The organism is Marinobacter qingdaonensis, from assembly GCF_034555935.1.
Taxonomy (GTDB): Bacteria; Pseudomonadota; Gammaproteobacteria; order Pseudomonadales; family Oleiphilaceae; genus Marinobacter; species Marinobacter qingdaonensis.
On the sequence record NZ_JAYDCJ010000003.1, the window covers coordinates 2,133,948 to 2,148,654 of the forward strand.

The window sequence follows — 14,707 nt, forward strand, 5'->3', positions numbered from 1 at the left end:
GAATTCAGGCGGCCTGCGCCAGCTGCCGGACCCGCTGCTCCAGTTCGATCTGGTCGGCGGTGAAGCGCCGGATGCCGTCCGCCAGTTTCTCGGTGGCCATGGCGTCCTCGTTGGACTCCCAGCGGAACAGCTGCTCGTCCACGGTGCCGAGCCGGTCACCGGTGCTGGCGCCCTCGGCCGACAGTTGCCGGGGCAGGGTGCCGGTGTCGTCCTGCAGCTCCTGCAGCAGCGCCGGGCTGATGGTCAGCCGGTCGCAGCCTGCCAGCATCTCGATCTCACCAATGTTGCGGAAGCTGGCGCCCATCACCACGGTGTCGTAGCCGTTGGCCTTGTAGAAATTATAGATGCGCGAGACCGAGAGCACGCCCGGATCTTCCGCCGGGGCAAAGCTGCTGCGGTCGCTGTTCGCCAGATGCCAGTCCAGGATCCGGCCGACAAACGGCGAGATCAGGAACGCGCCGGCCTGGGCACAGGCGGCGGCCTGGATGAACGAGAACAGCAGGGTCAGGTTGCAGCGAATGCCTTCCTTCTCCAGCTGCTCGGCCGCGCGAATGCCCTCCCAGGTGGAGGCAATCTTGATCAGCACCCGGTTGGTGTCCACGCCATGGCGGTCGTACAGCTCCACCAGGCGGCGGGCCCGATCCAGGGTGGCGTTGGTGTCGAACGACAGCCGCGCATCCACTTCCGTGGACACTACGCCGGGAATCAGGTTCAGGATCTCCCGGCCGGCCAGTACCGCCAGGGTATCAGTGGCCAGGGTCAGCTGCTCGGCGCTGGAACCGCCGTGGCGGCGAGCGTCGGCCACGGCCTGGTCAAGCATGGGACGGTAGGCATCGGAGGCGGCTGCTTTCAGCAACAGCGAAGGATTGGTGGTGGCATCTTCCGGCCGCCATTTAGCAATGGCGTCGATGTCGCCGGTGTCGGCCACCACGGTGGTCATGGTTTTCAGTTGCTCAAGCTTGTTGGTCATTCGTCCCGTCGTCCCGGTTGATCTGTTGTTCCCGCATCCGACTCCCGGATGCCGACTCAAACCCTACAATAGCGGGCTGGTCTGACAGGAACAAGACAAGGGCGGCGGCCGGGCGGATTAAGCTTCGGCAATGGCGGCGCGTTCGGGCTCCCGCACTTTCGCAAGGGCGGCCTGAATCACCTCGAGACCGGCGCCAGGTTTGTGGGCGTTTTCGCTGATGTGGCGACGGAACTGCCGGCCACCGGGCACGCCGTGGAACAGCCCCAACAGGTGCCGGGACATGTGGGTGAGGTACACCCCGCGGGCCAGCTCGCTCTCAATGAACGCGTACATGGCCCGCAGCGCGTCGTGGCGGGTGATGGAGGATTGCGGCGCACCAAAGAACTCGCTGTCCACGCTCGCCAGCAGCCAGGGGTTGTTGTAGGCCTCCCGGCCCAGCATCACGCCATCAGTGTGCTGCATGTGCTCGTGGCACTCATCAAAGGTCTTGATGCCGCCGTTGATGATGATCTCCAAGTGCGGGTACTTCTGCTTCAGGTCATAGACCCAGTCGTATTTCAGCGGCGGAACCTCCCGGTTCTCCTTCGGACTCAGGCCCTCCAGGATGGCAATGCGTGCGTGCACGATGAAGGTCTTGCAGCCGGCGGCCGCCACCTTCTCAATGAACTCGCACAGATCGTCCCAGGATTCCCGGCCATCAATACCGATGCGGTGCTTCACCGTGACCGGCAGATTGGTGGCCTCGATCATCGCCCGCACACCCTCGGCGACCCTGTCCGGGTGGCCCATCAGGCAGGCACCGATCATGTTGTTCTGCACCCGATCACTGGGGCAGCCCACGTTCAGGTTCACCTCATCAAAGCCATACTGCTCGGCCAGCTTCGCACACTGGGCCAGCTCCCCCGCATCACTGCCACCCAGCTGCAGCGCCAGCGGATACTCCGCCGGATCGTGGCGCAGAAAACGCGCGGTGTCGCCATGAATCAGCGCCCCGGTAGTCACCATCTCCGTGTACAGCAGCGCATGCCGGCTCAACTGGCGCGCCAGGTAGCGGAAATGGCTGGTAGTCCAGTCCATCATCGGGGCCACGCTGAAGCGGCGGGAGAAGTTCTCGCCGTGGAAGCCTTGCACGGTGGTGGCGTTGGAGGCGCTTTGGAGCTGGGTGTTCTCAGTCATGAATCACTCTGGGGTACAGATGGGTGTTCAGAATTTGGGCGCTATTGTAACAGGAAAGGCAAACACGCTGCTGTAGGGCTTTGGCGAAGGGACCGTGCGTTCGGTGATTAGTCTGCTACGCTTCTTGGAGGTCAAAAGGAGCTGGGTTGAACGTTGAGGGTCGAAAAATTGAACTGGTATCGACTAGTGTTCTTACAACCTTATAAAAAATATGGAATAGTTCATGTTCTCGCTGGGAAAGAGCGAACAGGCGATTTTGGAGTTTTGAGATCAAATGCGCTTACTTGCGGAAACCTGAGGAGCAACGTGTGTCAGGATTCTGCGAAGTCTCAGCATATTGGTTCGGGGCATGCGAAAACTGTAATTGTGAACAGGCGCGACGTGATAGGCGTCCTTTTTCGATGAATTGGCTGTTAGAAAGTAAAGTTTACAACCTGAGAGGTCTACATGGAGTTTGACGAGTACCATTTGCAAAGGCTTTTTGGCCACGAAGCAGCTGAAAGTGAAGACCCTGAACGGCTTAAGGAGTATTATTTTAAAAGCAAGCTATACAAGCAAGTTGTGAATGACTTGCCCCTTCGTATAGTTGTTGGTCATAAAGGTATTGGGAAATCGGCACTTTTTCAAGTTGCCATTGATGAAGAAGCGAGATCGAACAAGCTCACCCTATTGATTAAACCCAATGATGTTCAGGGTATTGGAAAAGATACATCGAATTTTCTTGGTCTTATTAGTGAGTGGAAAGCCGGCATAAATGAAATAATTGCAAAGAAAACATTGGAGTCATTTGGCCTTCTTCATGATGGGTGGAGGCAGAAACTAAATCAATTTGGAGGTGCCGCTTTAAATTATTTGGAGTCAACATTAAAAATAAGTGAAAAGGTTGACTTGAATGACTCTAAGAAAGCAATTATTGAGAACTTTCTGAAAAGCAACAAGATATACGTTTATATTGATGACCTTGACAGGGGTTGGGAAGGAAAGGAGTGGGATATAAAACGCATTTCCGCACTCTTGAATGCCGTCAGGGATATATCGACTGAGAATCGTGGGGTTTATTTCAGAATAAGCTTGCGATCTGATGTTTACTTTCTCTCCAGGACATCTGATGAGTCAACGGATAAAACAGAAAGCTCAGTGATTTGGTATCATTGGACTAATCACGAGATTTTAGCGCTTTTGGTTAAGCGCATCGAAAGCTTCTTTGGTCGAGACGTCGATGAGAAGGAGTTGTTAAAAAAGGATCAATGGGAGCTGATGAAGTACCTATCTCCTGTGATAGAAGAACGATTTTTAGGGAAGGGGCATTGGAACAATGCACCCATGTATCGGGTGCTGATGTCTCTGATTAGAAAACGTCCGCGTGACCTTGTAAAGCTCTTAACCCTGGCTGGCCGTGAAGCAAATAATTCCGAAGATGACATCATACGGACGGCTCATCTTGAAAGCATATTTGAAAGCTACTCTCAAGGGCGACTCCAAGATACCTTCAATGAGTACAGGTCGGAGCTTCCAGACATTGAGCGGTTAGTTCTCGGCATGAAGCCGACGAAAGTTGAGAGGAGAGCGGCAGAGGGGTATGTCTATTCGACTGACAAACTCCTTAAGAAGATCAGCGCTATTGAGGAGCAAGGAAGCTTTAAATGGGCAAAAGGTTCCATAGCCACAACTAAAGAGCTTGCCGCATTCCTTTATAAAATTAATTTTCTAACAGCCAGAAAGGAAACGGATAGAGGAATTGACAGAAAATACTTTGAAGAAAATAGGTACCTTTCGAATAAATTTGCTGAATTTGGCTATGACTGGGAGGTTCATCCTGCATACAGGTGGGCACTCCAGCCAGATGATCCAAGAAAAATATTCGATGAGCTCAAGTTGAGTGCCGCGTGAATGTGTAAAAAAACGGCTGCACTGCTACCGTCATCTGCTGCTCCGCAACTCGGAATCGTCGCGTGAGACTGGTGTTAATCTCTAAATAGAAAGGCTTTCACCATTCCGGGCCCAGCCGTCAATCAGTGCTGATCTGGGCCCATTTGTTCAGCGTGAAGGTTTTCGTGTCCTCTCTAGACTCTAGAGCGTGACAACCACTCCACCAGACTCCGCCGACTCAAACAACGCCGACATCACCTTGTGGCAAGCCAAACTCCGCTCCGGCCACTGAGAATCGAGATCTCCACTGAGCACAATGTCCGAGAAGGTCTCCACCAGCTTCACCACATGGTCACAGGGCTCCACCTCTTGCACCGTGTCCTTACCTTCAGCATCCCCGAAGGTGTAACGGGAGCTTCCGGTAAACCGCTCGCCATAAGCAGCAAAGTACCCAGTCCGACCCTGGCCGCCGACCAGGTCGTCGATCTTGATTAGGCCAGCGTCGCCAACCGTTTCCACCTGTGAGCGGTGGGCCAGCTCACAGCCTGCATCAAAGGTGGCCATGCGGCCGCCGGAGAACCAGATGGTGCCGCCACAGGCGACGATGGTGTCCACGGAGTTCTTGGAGACGTGGGTCATCTGCACTTTTTCGGGCAGCTCGTAGTTGAAGCTCCACATAGTGGCGCTGATGGGGTACCAGCCCTGATCGCCGAAGCAGCCCATGGGTTCGCGAGTTTTGTCGGTGCGGCCGTTGCCGCCTTCGTACCATTCTTTATCCGGTGCCTTGAAGGTGAAGGCGCTGGTGACGCGGCACACTTCGCCAATGTCGCCGTTGGCAATGCGCTCCTCGATTTCTTTGGTGCGGTTGCTGTGCAGCCACATGGTGCCGTCCATGAACTGCACGCCGTTTTCCTGGCACACCTCGATGGCCTCTTCGACGCCGTCGGCCAGGGGTTTCTCGGCGTATACGTGCTTGCCAGCGCGGGCGGCTTTCTTGATCCAGTCGTTGCGCAGGGCGGTGGGCACGGGCAGGTACACCTCGTCGATGCTGTTGGTCTTTGGTCGGCCTTTCGTTGCCGACCACATCTGAGTTCTAATTGCCTGAATGCAAGTGTAGGTGATGGCCTTTGGGATGTTTGCAACCTGGGCCATTCCAACCAATCCCCAATGAGGTACGAGCAATGACTATCGAGCGTATTACCACCAATGCCCGCATGAGCAAGATCGTGAAGCACAATGGCACTGCCTACCTGTGCGGCCAGGTGGCCAAGGACCGCAACGGCGACATTCGCACCCAGACCATCGGCATGCTGGAGAAGGTGGAGGAGCTGCTGGAAAGCATCGGCTCTGGCCGCGACAAGATCCTGTCGGCCACCATCTACCTGGCGGATATGGCCGACTTCAAGGAGATGAACGAGGTGTGGGACAACTGGATTCCGGAAGGCGAAGCACCGGCGCGGGCCTGTGTGCAGGCGCAGATGGCGTCGCCGGAGCTGAAGGTGGAAATCTCGGTGGTGGCGGCGGCCTGATTCCGCCTCAGTTCGTGTCCGCCTCGGTTGCGGCGGGCAGGGCTGCTAGAATGCCCTGAAACACTAGCTATAACGAGAGACCCGCACTATGACCACGGCACCAACACCTTATCCTATCGGCACGCCCGGCACCCCCTGGGGCGACGCGGAGCGCGTCGAGTGGCTGTCACGACAGGCTCGCCAGCGCAGCTACGAGGCCGAGGTGTTGACTGTGGTCGAGCGCCTGAGCGCGCGCTTCGATGTGGAGGAGTATGGTCAGCTGACCTACGGCGCCGATCACTATCCGCTGATGGCGCTGCGCAGCCGGGACTGGCGCGAGGATCTGCCGGTGGTGTTGATCACCGGCGGCGTGCACGGTTATGAGACCAGCGGTGTGCACGGTGCGCTGCAGTTCCTGGATGGGCGGGCGGCGGAGTACGCCGGCCGGGTGAATCTGCTGGTCGCACCTTGCGTCAGCCCCTGGGCCTACGAGCGCATCCACCGCTGGAACGCGGACGCGGTGGACCCGAACCGCTCGTTCCGGGCGGACGGCCAGGCCGAGGAGTCGTCGGCGTTGATGCGCCTGGTGGCGCCGATCCGTGATCGCGCCCTGCTGCACATCGACCTGCACGAAACCACCGACACCGACGAGTCCGAGTTCCGCCCGGCGCTGGCGGCCCGGGACGGCAAGTCGTTTGAACCCGGTTACATTCCCGATGGCTTCTACGTGGTGGCGGACACCGAGAACCCGCAACCGGGCTTTCAGCAGGCCATCATCGAGGCCGTGGAGCCGGTTACCCACATCGCGCCGGCGGACGAGAAGGGTGAGATCTTCGGCTCGCCGGTGGTTGCCCGCGGCGTGATCCAGTACCCGCTCACCCAGTGGGGCCTGTGCGCCAGTGTCACCAACGCCCCCTTCAAGACCACCACCGAGGTCTATCCGGACAGCCCCGAGGTGACCCCCGAGCAGTGCAACGCCGCCCAGGTGGCGGCGGTGTGCGCGGCCATCGATTACGCCCTGGCGCAGGGGTAGGGAAGGGTTCCGGCGCTCGCGCCCATGCTAGACTTTTCTTACACCCCGCAACCGCAAGGCTGCCATGTTCATCAGTGTGTTGGATCTGTTCAAAATAGGCATCGGGCCGTCGAGCTCCCACACCACCGGGCCCATGGTCGCGGCCCATGACTTTGTCGAACGGCTGAAAGCGCAGGCGTTCGAGGGCCCGGCGCTGGCCGGCGCAAGCATCCGCTGCACCCTGAAAGGCTCGCTATCGTTCACCGGCAAGGGCCACGCCACCGACCGGGCCGTGGCCCTTGGCCTGCACGGCCATCTGCCGGCCAGCCTGGTCGATACCGATGTCTCGGAGCTGGTGGCCCGGCTGTGGCGCAGCGACCGTGTCGAACTGGGCCGCGATCAATTCGTGCAGTTCCGTCCCGCCGAAGACATTGTGTTTGATACCGGCGCGCCCCTGCCGGAGCACCCCAACGGCATGGTGTTCGAGCTGCTGGGCCCGGAGGGCGAGTGCCTGTTCTCGGAAACCTATTTCTCCATCGGCGGCGGCTTCATCAACACCCTGGCGGAGATTGATCAGCTGCAGGCCCCGCTGAAGTTCGCGCCGACGGATGCCTCCACCTACCCCTTCGATTCGGCCAGCGCCCTGCTGCAATTGGCGGACACCCATGGGCTGTCGATCGCGCGCATGAAGTGGGTCAACGAGCTTGAGCATCTGGACGAGCCCGCGCTGATCGAGGGGCTAGACCGCATCTGGCTGGCGATGAAAACCTGCATCGAACGCGGGCTGGCGGCCGAGGGCACCTTGCCGGGCGGCCTGGAGATTCATCGGCGGGCCAAAGGGCTGTATGACGGCATTCGCCACAAGCCGGAAACCGCCACCATCAACGACTGGCTGTGCGCCTACGCCATGGCGGTCAACGAGGAAAACGCCGCCGGCCATATGGTGGTGACCGCACCCACCAACGGCGCGGCCGGGGTGATCCCGGCGGTGCTGTATTACTTTGTCACCCACGAGGATGGCACCCAGGACCAGGTGCGGGATTTCCTGCTCACCGCCAGTGCCATCGGCGGCCTGATCAAGATGCGCAGTTCCATCTCCGGGGCCGAGGTGGGCTGCCAGGGCGAAGTCGGCTCCGCCGCGGCCATGGCCGCCGCCGGTCTGTGCGAAGTGCGGGGTGGCACCGCCCGGCAGGTGGAGAACGCTGCCGAGATCGCCCTGGAGCATCACCTGGGCATGACCTGCGATCCGGTCAAGGGCCTGGTGCAGGTGCCCTGCATCGAACGCAACGGCTTTGGCGCCATCAAGGCCTACTCCGCCGCCTCACTGGCCCAACGGGGCGACGGCCAGCACTTCATGCCGCTGGATAACTGCATTGAGGCCATGCGCCAGACCGGGCAGGAGATGTCCCACAAATTCAAGGAAACCTCCCTGGGCGGGCTGGCGGTGAGCATCACCGAATGCTGAAGGGGCGGTGCTCGTGCAACCTGTTGTCTCTAATCTGACTTGGTGATAATTTGATCATTACCTTCCAGCCAGGGACAGAAAGGCTCGAATCTGCGTGGGCGTTGCCTCTAAAGGGGCGACCCAGGCGCTGTGACCTGCTCACCCACACTTGAAGGCGTGCCGACGCGCACCTCTCGCCGTGATGCCCGTTGTCCGTTAACGATGTTCCGTTCTGATAGTGGAGGTTCCTGTGAAAGGTTCTCTGTTATTGGCGGCGACGTTGTTCTTGTCCGCGACGCTTTCCCCGTCCGCGCTGGCCGAGCGTGCCGGCACCGACCAGACTCCCGTTGACCGTGGCCGCTACCTCGTCATGACCTCCGGTTGCAACGATTGCCACTCGGCCGGCTACATGCCCAGCGAGGGCACCTTGCCCGAAAGCGAGTGGCTGATGGGCGATACCCTCGGTTGGCAGGGCCCCTGGGGCACCACCTACGCCATCAATCTGCGGCTGTTCGCCAGCCAGATGAGCGAGGATGAGTGGGTGTCCACGGTGACCACCGCCCGGGCCCGGCCGCCCATGCCCTGGTGGGTGTTGCATGAGATGGACGAGCAGGATGTGCGCGCCATTTACGCCTACATCCGCTCGCTGCCGGTGGCCGGTACCGAGGCCCCCGCGGCCCTGGAGCCCGGGGTGACCCCGAAAACCGCCTACTTCCAGCTGGTGGTGCCGGCGGAGTAGGGCGGGGTGGCCGGTGAAGGCGGCCCGGAAGCCCTAAGTTTCTGTAATTGGCTGAGAATTGGGTAAAACCTGCGCCAGGGCGCATTTGTCAGCGCCCGTTTTTTGGTATACAGGTGTAGTGGGAGCGCGAGTATTTCGTGTGCGCCGGTCTCCGGCGCCGCCGCGCGTTCCTTGTGCTTTTACCAATGGAGTCAGTGAATGCAGACGAAGGACATCGTGGCCCAATTCATCGAGCACACCCGTGCCCAGCGGTTTGACGAGGCCAAGGCCTTGCTGGTGGACGAGGGGTTCGAGTACGTGGGGCCGAACATGCGGTTTCTGGACCCGGACGACATGCTCTCCTACCAGTTTGGCATGGCTGCCATCCAGAAAGACCTGGTGCTGCGCCATCTCAGCGCCGAGGGCGAGCATGCCTTCGCGATCCTGGATTTCAAGACCTACTTCGAGCCCATCGGTGATGTCCGCCTGGCGGTGTGGTTCTTGGTCAAGGACGACAAGATCCAGAAAGTGGAAACCTTCTACAACGCCGCCGTGGTGGAGAACATGCTGGGTGGCAACCTGCCTTCGGTGGAGTGAGCGACCCTCGCTGCGCCTCTTCCTCTCAATCGTTGCTCGAACCTGCCGGGGTGCCCGAGGTGGCAAAAACCGGAGCAACCCCCGTAAGATGGGCGGCCAGAATCCGTTTGAGCAATTCTGTACCTGAGGACTGAATCTATGCGCTATCCGTTGCCATTGAGAGTGCTGTCCGTGGCCACCGTGATGTTGCTGGCGGCCTGTTCGTCGCCCCGTGTGACCTTCGATAACGACCCGCTGACGCGGGAGATGACCACCCGGGAGAGCTACATCGAAAACCGCTGCACCGCCGACAGCCGGCGCAGCACCCAGGGTATCGACCACTGCCAGGATGCCACCAGCATCGAGCAGTACGAGCGCGAGTACCGGGAGTACGAACGGGAATACGAGCAGTCCCAGGGCGAGTAACCTGACGCGACTTTGGTGTAAGCGCCGGGCAGCGACGGCGCTGGCCGGGTCTGCTATCCTCACTAGCTTCCTATTCAATCAAGCCCGGCCTGGCCGGGCTTTTTCGGTGGCGACGGGAGTGTGTGGTTATGCCGGTGATGGTTCAGGCGCTGGTTCCGGTGTTTGTGTTGATCCTGCTCGGGCACGTGTTCCGGCGCTGGAACTTTCCCGGCGGTGACTTCTGGCCCCAGGCCGAGCGCTTCACCTACTACGTGCTGTTCCCGGCCATGCTGGTGTTCAAGCTCGGGCAGGCCCGCCTGCCGGCGTCCGCCTACGGCGACATTGCGCTGCTGATTGTCGCCATGATCGCGGCCATGACCCTGGTGCTGGTCGTGGCGCAGCGGATCTGGCGCTGGTCCGGGCCGGTGTTCTCCTCGGTGTTCCAGGGCGCCATCCGATTCAACTCCTATGTGGGCCTGGCGGCCGGCGGCATGCTGCTGGGCGACGAGGGCCTGTCCCTGACCGCCATCGCCGTGGCGATCATGGTGCCGCTGCTGAACCTGCTGTGCATCGTGATGTTCTCCCTGGTTGCCACCCAGGGGCCGGTGCAACTCAAACCGGTGCTGAAGGCCATTGCCACCAACCCGCTGATTGTCGGCTCGGTGATCGGCGTGATCTGGAGTTTCTTCGAGATTGGCTTCCACCCGCTGTTTGCCGCCATTCTGCAGCCATTGAGCGAGCTGGCGTTGCCCATGGGCCTGATGTGCGTGGGGGCGGGGCTGCAGCTGAAGGCGCTGCGTGGCGCCTCCATGCCGTTCCTGGTGTCCACCGTGCTCAAGCTGCTGGCGTTCCCGGTGATGACCGCGGGGCTGGCCTTGCTGTTTGGGGTGGAGGGCGTGCTGGTGCAAGTGGTGGTGTTGCTGGCGGCGCTGCCCACCGCCACCTCCGCCTACATCCTGGCGCGTCAGCTCGGCGGCGACGCGCCTTTGATGGCGGGCATCATCAGTGGCCAGACCCTGCTGGCCATTGCCTCCATTCCGTTAATGCTCAGCATCCTCTGGTAGGCACTTGAGCACCGCGTCGGCGATCTGGTGCTGGAACGCCAGATAGCCGTCCGGGCCTTCCGCAACCTCGGTGGCCAGTGGGTCCCAGGTACTGAATCTCACGTCCAGCGCTTCGGTAATCACTTCCCAGGCGCCCGGATTGAACTGCGGCTCGGTCAGCAGGCAGGGGTGGTGGGCCTTACCCAGCCGTTCCTGAATCTGGGCGATGTGCCGCGCGCCTGGGCTCAGTTCCGGGTTCAGGGTCAGGGTGCCTTCCAGGTTCAGGCCGTAGTGCTCGGCAAACCGGACAAAGGCGTTGTGGTAGGAGTACAGGCTGATGTCCTTCACCGGCGCCAGTTTGGCCTGAATCTCGGCCTCGGTTTGCTTCAAGGCGGTTTTGAATTGCGCCAGGTTGCGGGTCAGGGCTTCGCGGTCGACGCCGTCCTGTTCGGCCAGGGCGTGCTCCATGGTCTCGGCGATCTCGCCGGCCAGGGCCGGGTCCAGCCAGATGTGCGGGTCGTCGCCGCCATGGTCGTGGTGGTGCTCGTGGTGCCCGGCGTGGTTGTCGTTGCCGTGCTCGCCGTGGTCCTCATGGTGCTCGCCATGATCATCGTGGTCGTCATGGCCGCCGTGATCGTCATGGTCTTCGCCGTGGTCATCGTGGGCGTCTTGGGCCTCGGTGCCGTCGCCGGGCAGCAGCGCCACGGTGCGGTCGCGGAACTCGCCGCTGGCCAGCAGGCGGGCCAGGAAGGTTTCCATGTCCGGGCCGACCCAGAAAATTACATCGGCGTCGTGCAGGGCGCGGCGCTGGGACGGTTTCATGGAGTAGTTGTGGGGGCTTGAGCCCGGCGGCACCAGGGTGGAGACGGTCATGTCCGGGGTGGCGATGCCCTGGGCGATCAACGTCAGCGGCTTGAGCGTGGTGACGATGCGGGTGTCCGCCAGGGCAGGGCTGGCGCCCAGGCTGACGGCGGCGGCCAGGGCGAGTGCCGGTTTGGGCATAGGCATGGAGGTGGGTTCCTGAGTGATTCGATTGAAACGTTATAATATAACAAAGTGCGGCGACGGGGCAAAACCTGAATCAGCCCCGGGTGCCCATGCGAAATCCCCGGCAGGCCGGTATAATGCCGGGTTTCTCAAACGGCCACCGATTTTTAGGAAGGTTTCATGACTGTACGTACCCGAATTGCTCCCTCCCCAACCGGAGACCCTCACGTTGGTACCGCCTACGTGGCCCTGTTCAATCTGTGTTTTGCCCGCCAACACGGCGGCCAGTTCATCCTGCGCATTGAAGACACCGACCAGGCCCGCAGCACCGCGGAGTCCGAGCAGGACATCCTGGGCGCCCTGCGCTGGCTGGGGCTGAACTGGGACGAGGGCCCCGACGTGGGTGGCCCGCACGGCCCGTACCGTCAGTCCGAGCGCAAGGACTCCTACCGCCAGTACGCCGAGGACCTGGTCACCGCCGGCCACGCCTTCTACTGCTTCCGCACGCCGGAAGAGCTGGAGGCGATTCGTGAGGAGCGCAAGGCCAAGGGCATGAACCCGGGAATCAAGGGCAACCTGGAGCTGCCGGAGGACGAAGTGAAGCGCCGGCTGGAAGCGGGCGAGCCCTACGTGATCCGGATGAAGGTGCCGGACGAGGGCGTGTGCGAGATCCAGGACATGCTGCGTGGCACCATTGAAATCGACTGGGCCCAGGTGGACTGCCAGATCCTGCTGAAATCCGATGGCATGCCGACCTACCACCTGGCCAATGTGGTGGACGACCACAACATGGCCATCACCCACGTACTGCGGGGTGAGGAGTGGATCAACTCGGCGCCCAAGCACAAGTTGCTGTACCAGTACTTCGGTTGGGACATGCCCGAGCTGTGCCACCTGCCGCTGCTGCGCAACCCGGACAAGAGCAAGCTGTCCAAGCGCAAAAACCCCACCAGCATCAACTTCTATGAGCGTATGGGGTTCCTGCCGGAAGCGGTGACCAACTACCTGGGCCGCATGGGCTGGTCCATGCCCGATGAGCGTGAGAAGTTCACCATCGACGAGATGATCGAGAACTTCGACATCCAGCGGGTGTCCCTCGGTGGCCCGGTGTTCGACGTCGAGAAGCTGCGCTGGCTCAACGGCCAGTGGCTGCGTGAGGAGCTGACCGACGAGCAGTTCATGGAGCGGATGCACCAGTGGTGGTTCAACAAGGACGACCTGACCCAACTGGTGCCGCACATCAAGGGCCGCGCCGAGGTGTTCTCCGACGTCGCACCGATGGCCCAGTTCATGTTCTCCGGCCTGCTCAACCTGAGCCCCGAGGACTTCGCCCACAACAAGTTGGACGAGGGCCAGATCAAGCGGGTGCTGCAGTTCACCCTGTGGCGTCTGGAGGCCCAGCGGCACTGGAGCAAGGAAAACATCTTTGCCGACATCAAGACCCTGGCCAAAGCCATGGAGCTGAAGATGGGCGATTTCATGTTCTCCATCTTCGTGGCCATCGCCGGTACTCCCAATTCCTGGTCGGTGATGGACTCCATGGCGCTGCTCGGACCGGACATGACCCGGTCGCGTTTGCGCCATGCGCTGCAGGTGATGGGTGGCTTCTCCAAGAAAGAAACCAAGAAAGTGGAGAAAGAGTACGCCGCTCTGGTTGCGGAATAACCGCTTTGGTGAAGAAATAAACGGCGTGAACAGGGATGTTCAAAAAATTGAAAAAAAGTGGTTTTTTGCGGTTGACGGCCCCAGGGCGGATCCTTAATATACGCATCCGTTGAGGGGCCATAGCTCAGCTGGGAGAGCGCAACACTGGCAGTGTTGAGGTCGGCGGTTCGATCCCGCCTGGCTCCACCAATTTCTAGTCCCCTTCGTCTAGTGGCCTAGGACTCCGCCCTTTCACGGCGGCAACAGGGGTTCGAACCCCCTAGGGGACGCCAATACGGCTTGACGGTTTAGTCCACCGGAAAGCCATCAAAAAAACCGCCTTCGGGCGGTTTTTTTGTGTCTGCAGAAAAGTGCCGGCCAGGGCATCAGCGGCCCCGGGTGGCCGGGGCCGGTCACGCCTAGCGTTCGGCGATGGCGCCTTTGCCCACGCCCTCGTAGGCTTTCACCCGCAGCGTGTCGGTGGGGAACTGCACTTTCAGCTTGTCGGCGATGTGGGCGGCAATCAGCTCCACCGTGGTGTCGGTGTCCAGCATGTACACCCGCTCCTCCGGCAGGGTCAGGGCAAACTCGCCCTGGTTGGCCTCGTACTCGAAGGTCACGTAGCGCACGCCATCCTCGCCCACGTGTCGGCGCACCACGTCTTCCTCCGAACCCACGTAGATATCCCGCCAGAGTTTGGCCCAGTGGCGCTCCAGGTCGTAATCCCGGTGGCCGTTGCGATCGATGCGGATCGGCGAACGATGGCCGTGGGCGATGCGCTGGCAGTTGCCCAGGTGTTTCTTCAGGCCGTGTACATAGTGGTAGTAAGCGCCTTCGATCACGTCCTCACGCAGGTGGATCTGCACCGAGGTCACGTTCGCCGGCAGGACCGCCTGCAGTTCGCGCTCGAGCAGGGCGGCCACGGCGGAGGGCACCACCCGCTCCGAGGACAGCCAGACCACGGCTTCGTCCGGCGAACGGTGGATGATTTCGCTGCCATCCCGCAGGGCCCAGCGGAAGGTGTCCGGCTGCTCTTCGTCCCAGGACAGGCCGTCGTAGCCGCGGGGGATCACCAGCCGGTGGTCGACCCGCTCGTCGATGACCCGCTTGATGGTGCGTTTGACGTTGCTGAAATCGAACACCATGCCCTGGTCGTCGAGTTCGCCGCCGAGCACCACGTCCGCAATCCAGCTCTCGCCCACCAGGCCGCGGGCCGGGTCGAGGTACGCAAAATCGATGACGGTCAGGTTGTCCACAAACAGGTGATTCATTAAAAGTCCGGGCGGGTATGGTTGATTGATGGCGGAATTCTAGCAAAAATCAGTGAAATCGGCAGTCTGGCGATGCGCCAGGCT

Annotated in this window: 14 protein-coding genes and 2 tRNA genes; 11 read left to right on the plus strand and 5 right to left on the minus strand. The window is 60.7% G+C overall.

The window, feature by feature from the left end:
- Nucleotides 1-4 precede the first annotated feature (4 nt).
- Entirely contained in the window at nucleotides 5-970 is a 966-nt protein-coding gene (gene tal, locus U5822_RS13010; protein ID WP_322856047.1) for a transaldolase, read from the minus strand.
- Between the two features lie 117 nt (nucleotides 971-1,087).
- On the minus strand, nucleotides 1,088-2,146 hold the full coding sequence (gene dusA / locus U5822_RS13015; RefSeq protein ID WP_322856048.1) for a tRNA dihydrouridine(20/20a) synthase DusA: 1,059 nt from the start codon (nucleotides 2,144-2,146) through the stop codon (nucleotides 1,088-1,090).
- Nucleotides 2,147-2,593: 447 nt separating this feature from the next.
- Between dusA and U5822_RS13020 the strand changes: the two genes are divergently transcribed.
- On the plus strand, nucleotides 2,594-4,036 hold the full coding sequence (locus U5822_RS13020; RefSeq protein WP_322856049.1) for a P-loop ATPase, Sll1717 family: 1,443 nt from the start codon (nucleotides 2,594-2,596) through the stop codon (nucleotides 4,034-4,036).
- A gap of 180 nt (nucleotides 4,037-4,216) precedes the next feature.
- On the opposite strand, the gene U5822_RS13025 is transcribed toward U5822_RS13020, so the two are convergent.
- Complete coding sequence (locus tag U5822_RS13025) at nucleotides 4,217-5,101, minus strand: Gfo/Idh/MocA family protein (protein ID WP_322856050.1); 885 nt, start codon at nucleotides 5,099-5,101, stop codon at nucleotides 4,217-4,219.
- A 95-nt stretch (nucleotides 5,102-5,196) separates the two neighbouring features.
- On the opposite strand from U5822_RS13025, the gene U5822_RS13030 reads away from it, so the two are divergent.
- From U5822_RS13030 to U5822_RS13060, 7 genes are all read left to right on the plus strand, one after another.
- Entirely contained in the window at nucleotides 5,197-5,544 is a 348-nt protein-coding gene (locus tag U5822_RS13030; RefSeq protein ID WP_322856051.1) for a RidA family protein, read from the plus strand.
- A gap of 88 nt (nucleotides 5,545-5,632) precedes the next feature.
- Nucleotides 5,633-6,556, plus strand: coding sequence for a M14 family metallopeptidase (locus U5822_RS13035; protein WP_322856052.1), 924 nt, complete (start codon nucleotides 5,633-5,635; stop codon nucleotides 6,554-6,556).
- A gap of 64 nt (nucleotides 6,557-6,620) precedes the next feature.
- Nucleotides 6,621-8,000 carry an L-serine ammonia-lyase gene (locus tag U5822_RS13040; RefSeq protein ID WP_322856053.1) on the plus strand — a complete coding sequence of 460 codons (1,380 nt, stop codon included), beginning with the start codon at nucleotides 6,621-6,623 and terminating at the stop codon, nucleotides 7,998-8,000.
- Between the two features lie 229 nt (nucleotides 8,001-8,229).
- Nucleotides 8,230-8,718 (plus strand): c-type cytochrome, encoded by a 489-nt coding sequence (locus U5822_RS13045; RefSeq protein ID WP_322856054.1) that lies wholly within the window; start codon nucleotides 8,230-8,232, stop codon nucleotides 8,716-8,718.
- 198 nt (nucleotides 8,719-8,916) lie between these two features.
- A complete protein-coding gene (locus tag U5822_RS13050) occupies nucleotides 8,917-9,294 on the plus strand; it encodes a nuclear transport factor 2-like protein (RefSeq protein ID WP_322856055.1) in 378 nt (125 codons plus the stop codon).
- A gap of 138 nt (nucleotides 9,295-9,432) precedes the next feature.
- Nucleotides 9,433-9,699 carry a hypothetical protein gene (locus U5822_RS13055; protein WP_322856056.1) on the plus strand — a complete coding sequence of 89 codons (267 nt, stop codon included), beginning with the start codon at nucleotides 9,433-9,435 and terminating at the stop codon, nucleotides 9,697-9,699.
- Between the two features lie 128 nt (nucleotides 9,700-9,827).
- Nucleotides 9,828-10,742, plus strand: coding sequence for an AEC family transporter (locus U5822_RS13060; RefSeq protein WP_322856057.1), 915 nt, complete (start codon nucleotides 9,828-9,830; stop codon nucleotides 10,740-10,742).
- On the opposite strand, the gene U5822_RS13065 is transcribed toward U5822_RS13060, so the two are convergent.
- A complete protein-coding gene (locus U5822_RS13065; protein WP_322856058.1) occupies nucleotides 10,719-11,729 on the minus strand; it encodes a zinc ABC transporter substrate-binding protein in 1,011 nt (336 codons plus the stop codon). The two genes, U5822_RS13060 and U5822_RS13065, sit on opposite strands and share 24 nt — an antisense overlap.
- Before the next feature lie 159 nt (nucleotides 11,730-11,888).
- Between U5822_RS13065 and gltX the strand changes: the two genes are divergently transcribed.
- From gltX to U5822_RS13080, 3 genes are all read left to right on the plus strand, one after another.
- The gene (gene gltX / locus U5822_RS13070; RefSeq protein WP_322856059.1) at nucleotides 11,889-13,373 is read left to right on the plus strand and encodes a glutamate--tRNA ligase; all 1,485 of its coding nucleotides are present in this window, start codon (nucleotides 11,889-11,891) and stop codon (nucleotides 13,371-13,373) included.
- 113 nt (nucleotides 13,374-13,486) lie between these two features.
- Nucleotides 13,487-13,562 (plus strand) — tRNA-Ala (locus U5822_RS13075).
- A gap of 7 nt (nucleotides 13,563-13,569) precedes the next feature.
- Nucleotides 13,570-13,645, plus strand: a tRNA-Glu gene (locus U5822_RS13080).
- A gap of 126 nt (nucleotides 13,646-13,771) precedes the next feature.
- Here U5822_RS13080 and U5822_RS13085 read toward each other — a convergent pair.
- Nucleotides 13,772-14,623 carry a 6-carboxytetrahydropterin synthase gene (locus U5822_RS13085; protein WP_322856060.1) on the minus strand — a complete coding sequence of 284 codons (852 nt, stop codon included), beginning with the start codon at nucleotides 14,621-14,623 and terminating at the stop codon, nucleotides 13,772-13,774.
- Nucleotides 14,624-14,707 lie beyond the last annotated feature (84 nt).

Excerpts from the sequence above, each read along its gene's own strand:
- tal (WP_322856047.1), bottom strand. The coding sequence starts at position 970 with ATGACCAACAAGCTTGAGCAACTGAAAACCATGACCACCGTGGTGGCC.
- dusA (WP_322856048.1), bottom strand. The coding sequence starts at position 2,146 with ATGACTGAGAACACCCAGCTCCAAAGCGCCTCCAACGCCACCACCGTG.
- U5822_RS13020 (WP_322856049.1), top strand. The coding sequence starts at position 2,594 with ATGGAGTTTGACGAGTACCATTTGCAAAGGCTTTTTGGCCACGAAGCA.
- U5822_RS13025 (WP_322856050.1), bottom strand. The coding sequence starts at position 5,101 with ATGTGGTCGGCAACGAAAGGCCGACCAAAGACCAACAGCATCGACGAG.
- U5822_RS13030 (WP_322856051.1), top strand. The coding sequence starts at position 5,197 with ATGACTATCGAGCGTATTACCACCAATGCCCGCATGAGCAAGATCGTG.
- U5822_RS13035 (WP_322856052.1), top strand. The coding sequence starts at position 5,633 with ATGACCACGGCACCAACACCTTATCCTATCGGCACGCCCGGCACCCCC.
- U5822_RS13040 (WP_322856053.1), top strand. The coding sequence starts at position 6,621 with ATGTTCATCAGTGTGTTGGATCTGTTCAAAATAGGCATCGGGCCGTCG.
- U5822_RS13050 (WP_322856055.1), top strand. The coding sequence starts at position 8,917 with ATGCAGACGAAGGACATCGTGGCCCAATTCATCGAGCACACCCGTGCC.
- U5822_RS13055 (WP_322856056.1), top strand. The coding sequence starts at position 9,433 with ATGCGCTATCCGTTGCCATTGAGAGTGCTGTCCGTGGCCACCGTGATG.
- U5822_RS13060 (WP_322856057.1), top strand. The coding sequence starts at position 9,828 with ATGCCGGTGATGGTTCAGGCGCTGGTTCCGGTGTTTGTGTTGATCCTG.
- U5822_RS13065 (WP_322856058.1), bottom strand. The coding sequence starts at position 11,729 with ATGCCTATGCCCAAACCGGCACTCGCCCTGGCCGCCGCCGTCAGCCTG.
- gltX (WP_322856059.1), top strand. The coding sequence starts at position 11,889 with ATGACTGTACGTACCCGAATTGCTCCCTCCCCAACCGGAGACCCTCAC.
- U5822_RS13085 (WP_322856060.1), bottom strand. The coding sequence starts at position 14,623 with ATGAATCACCTGTTTGTGGACAACCTGACCGTCATCGATTTTGCGTAC.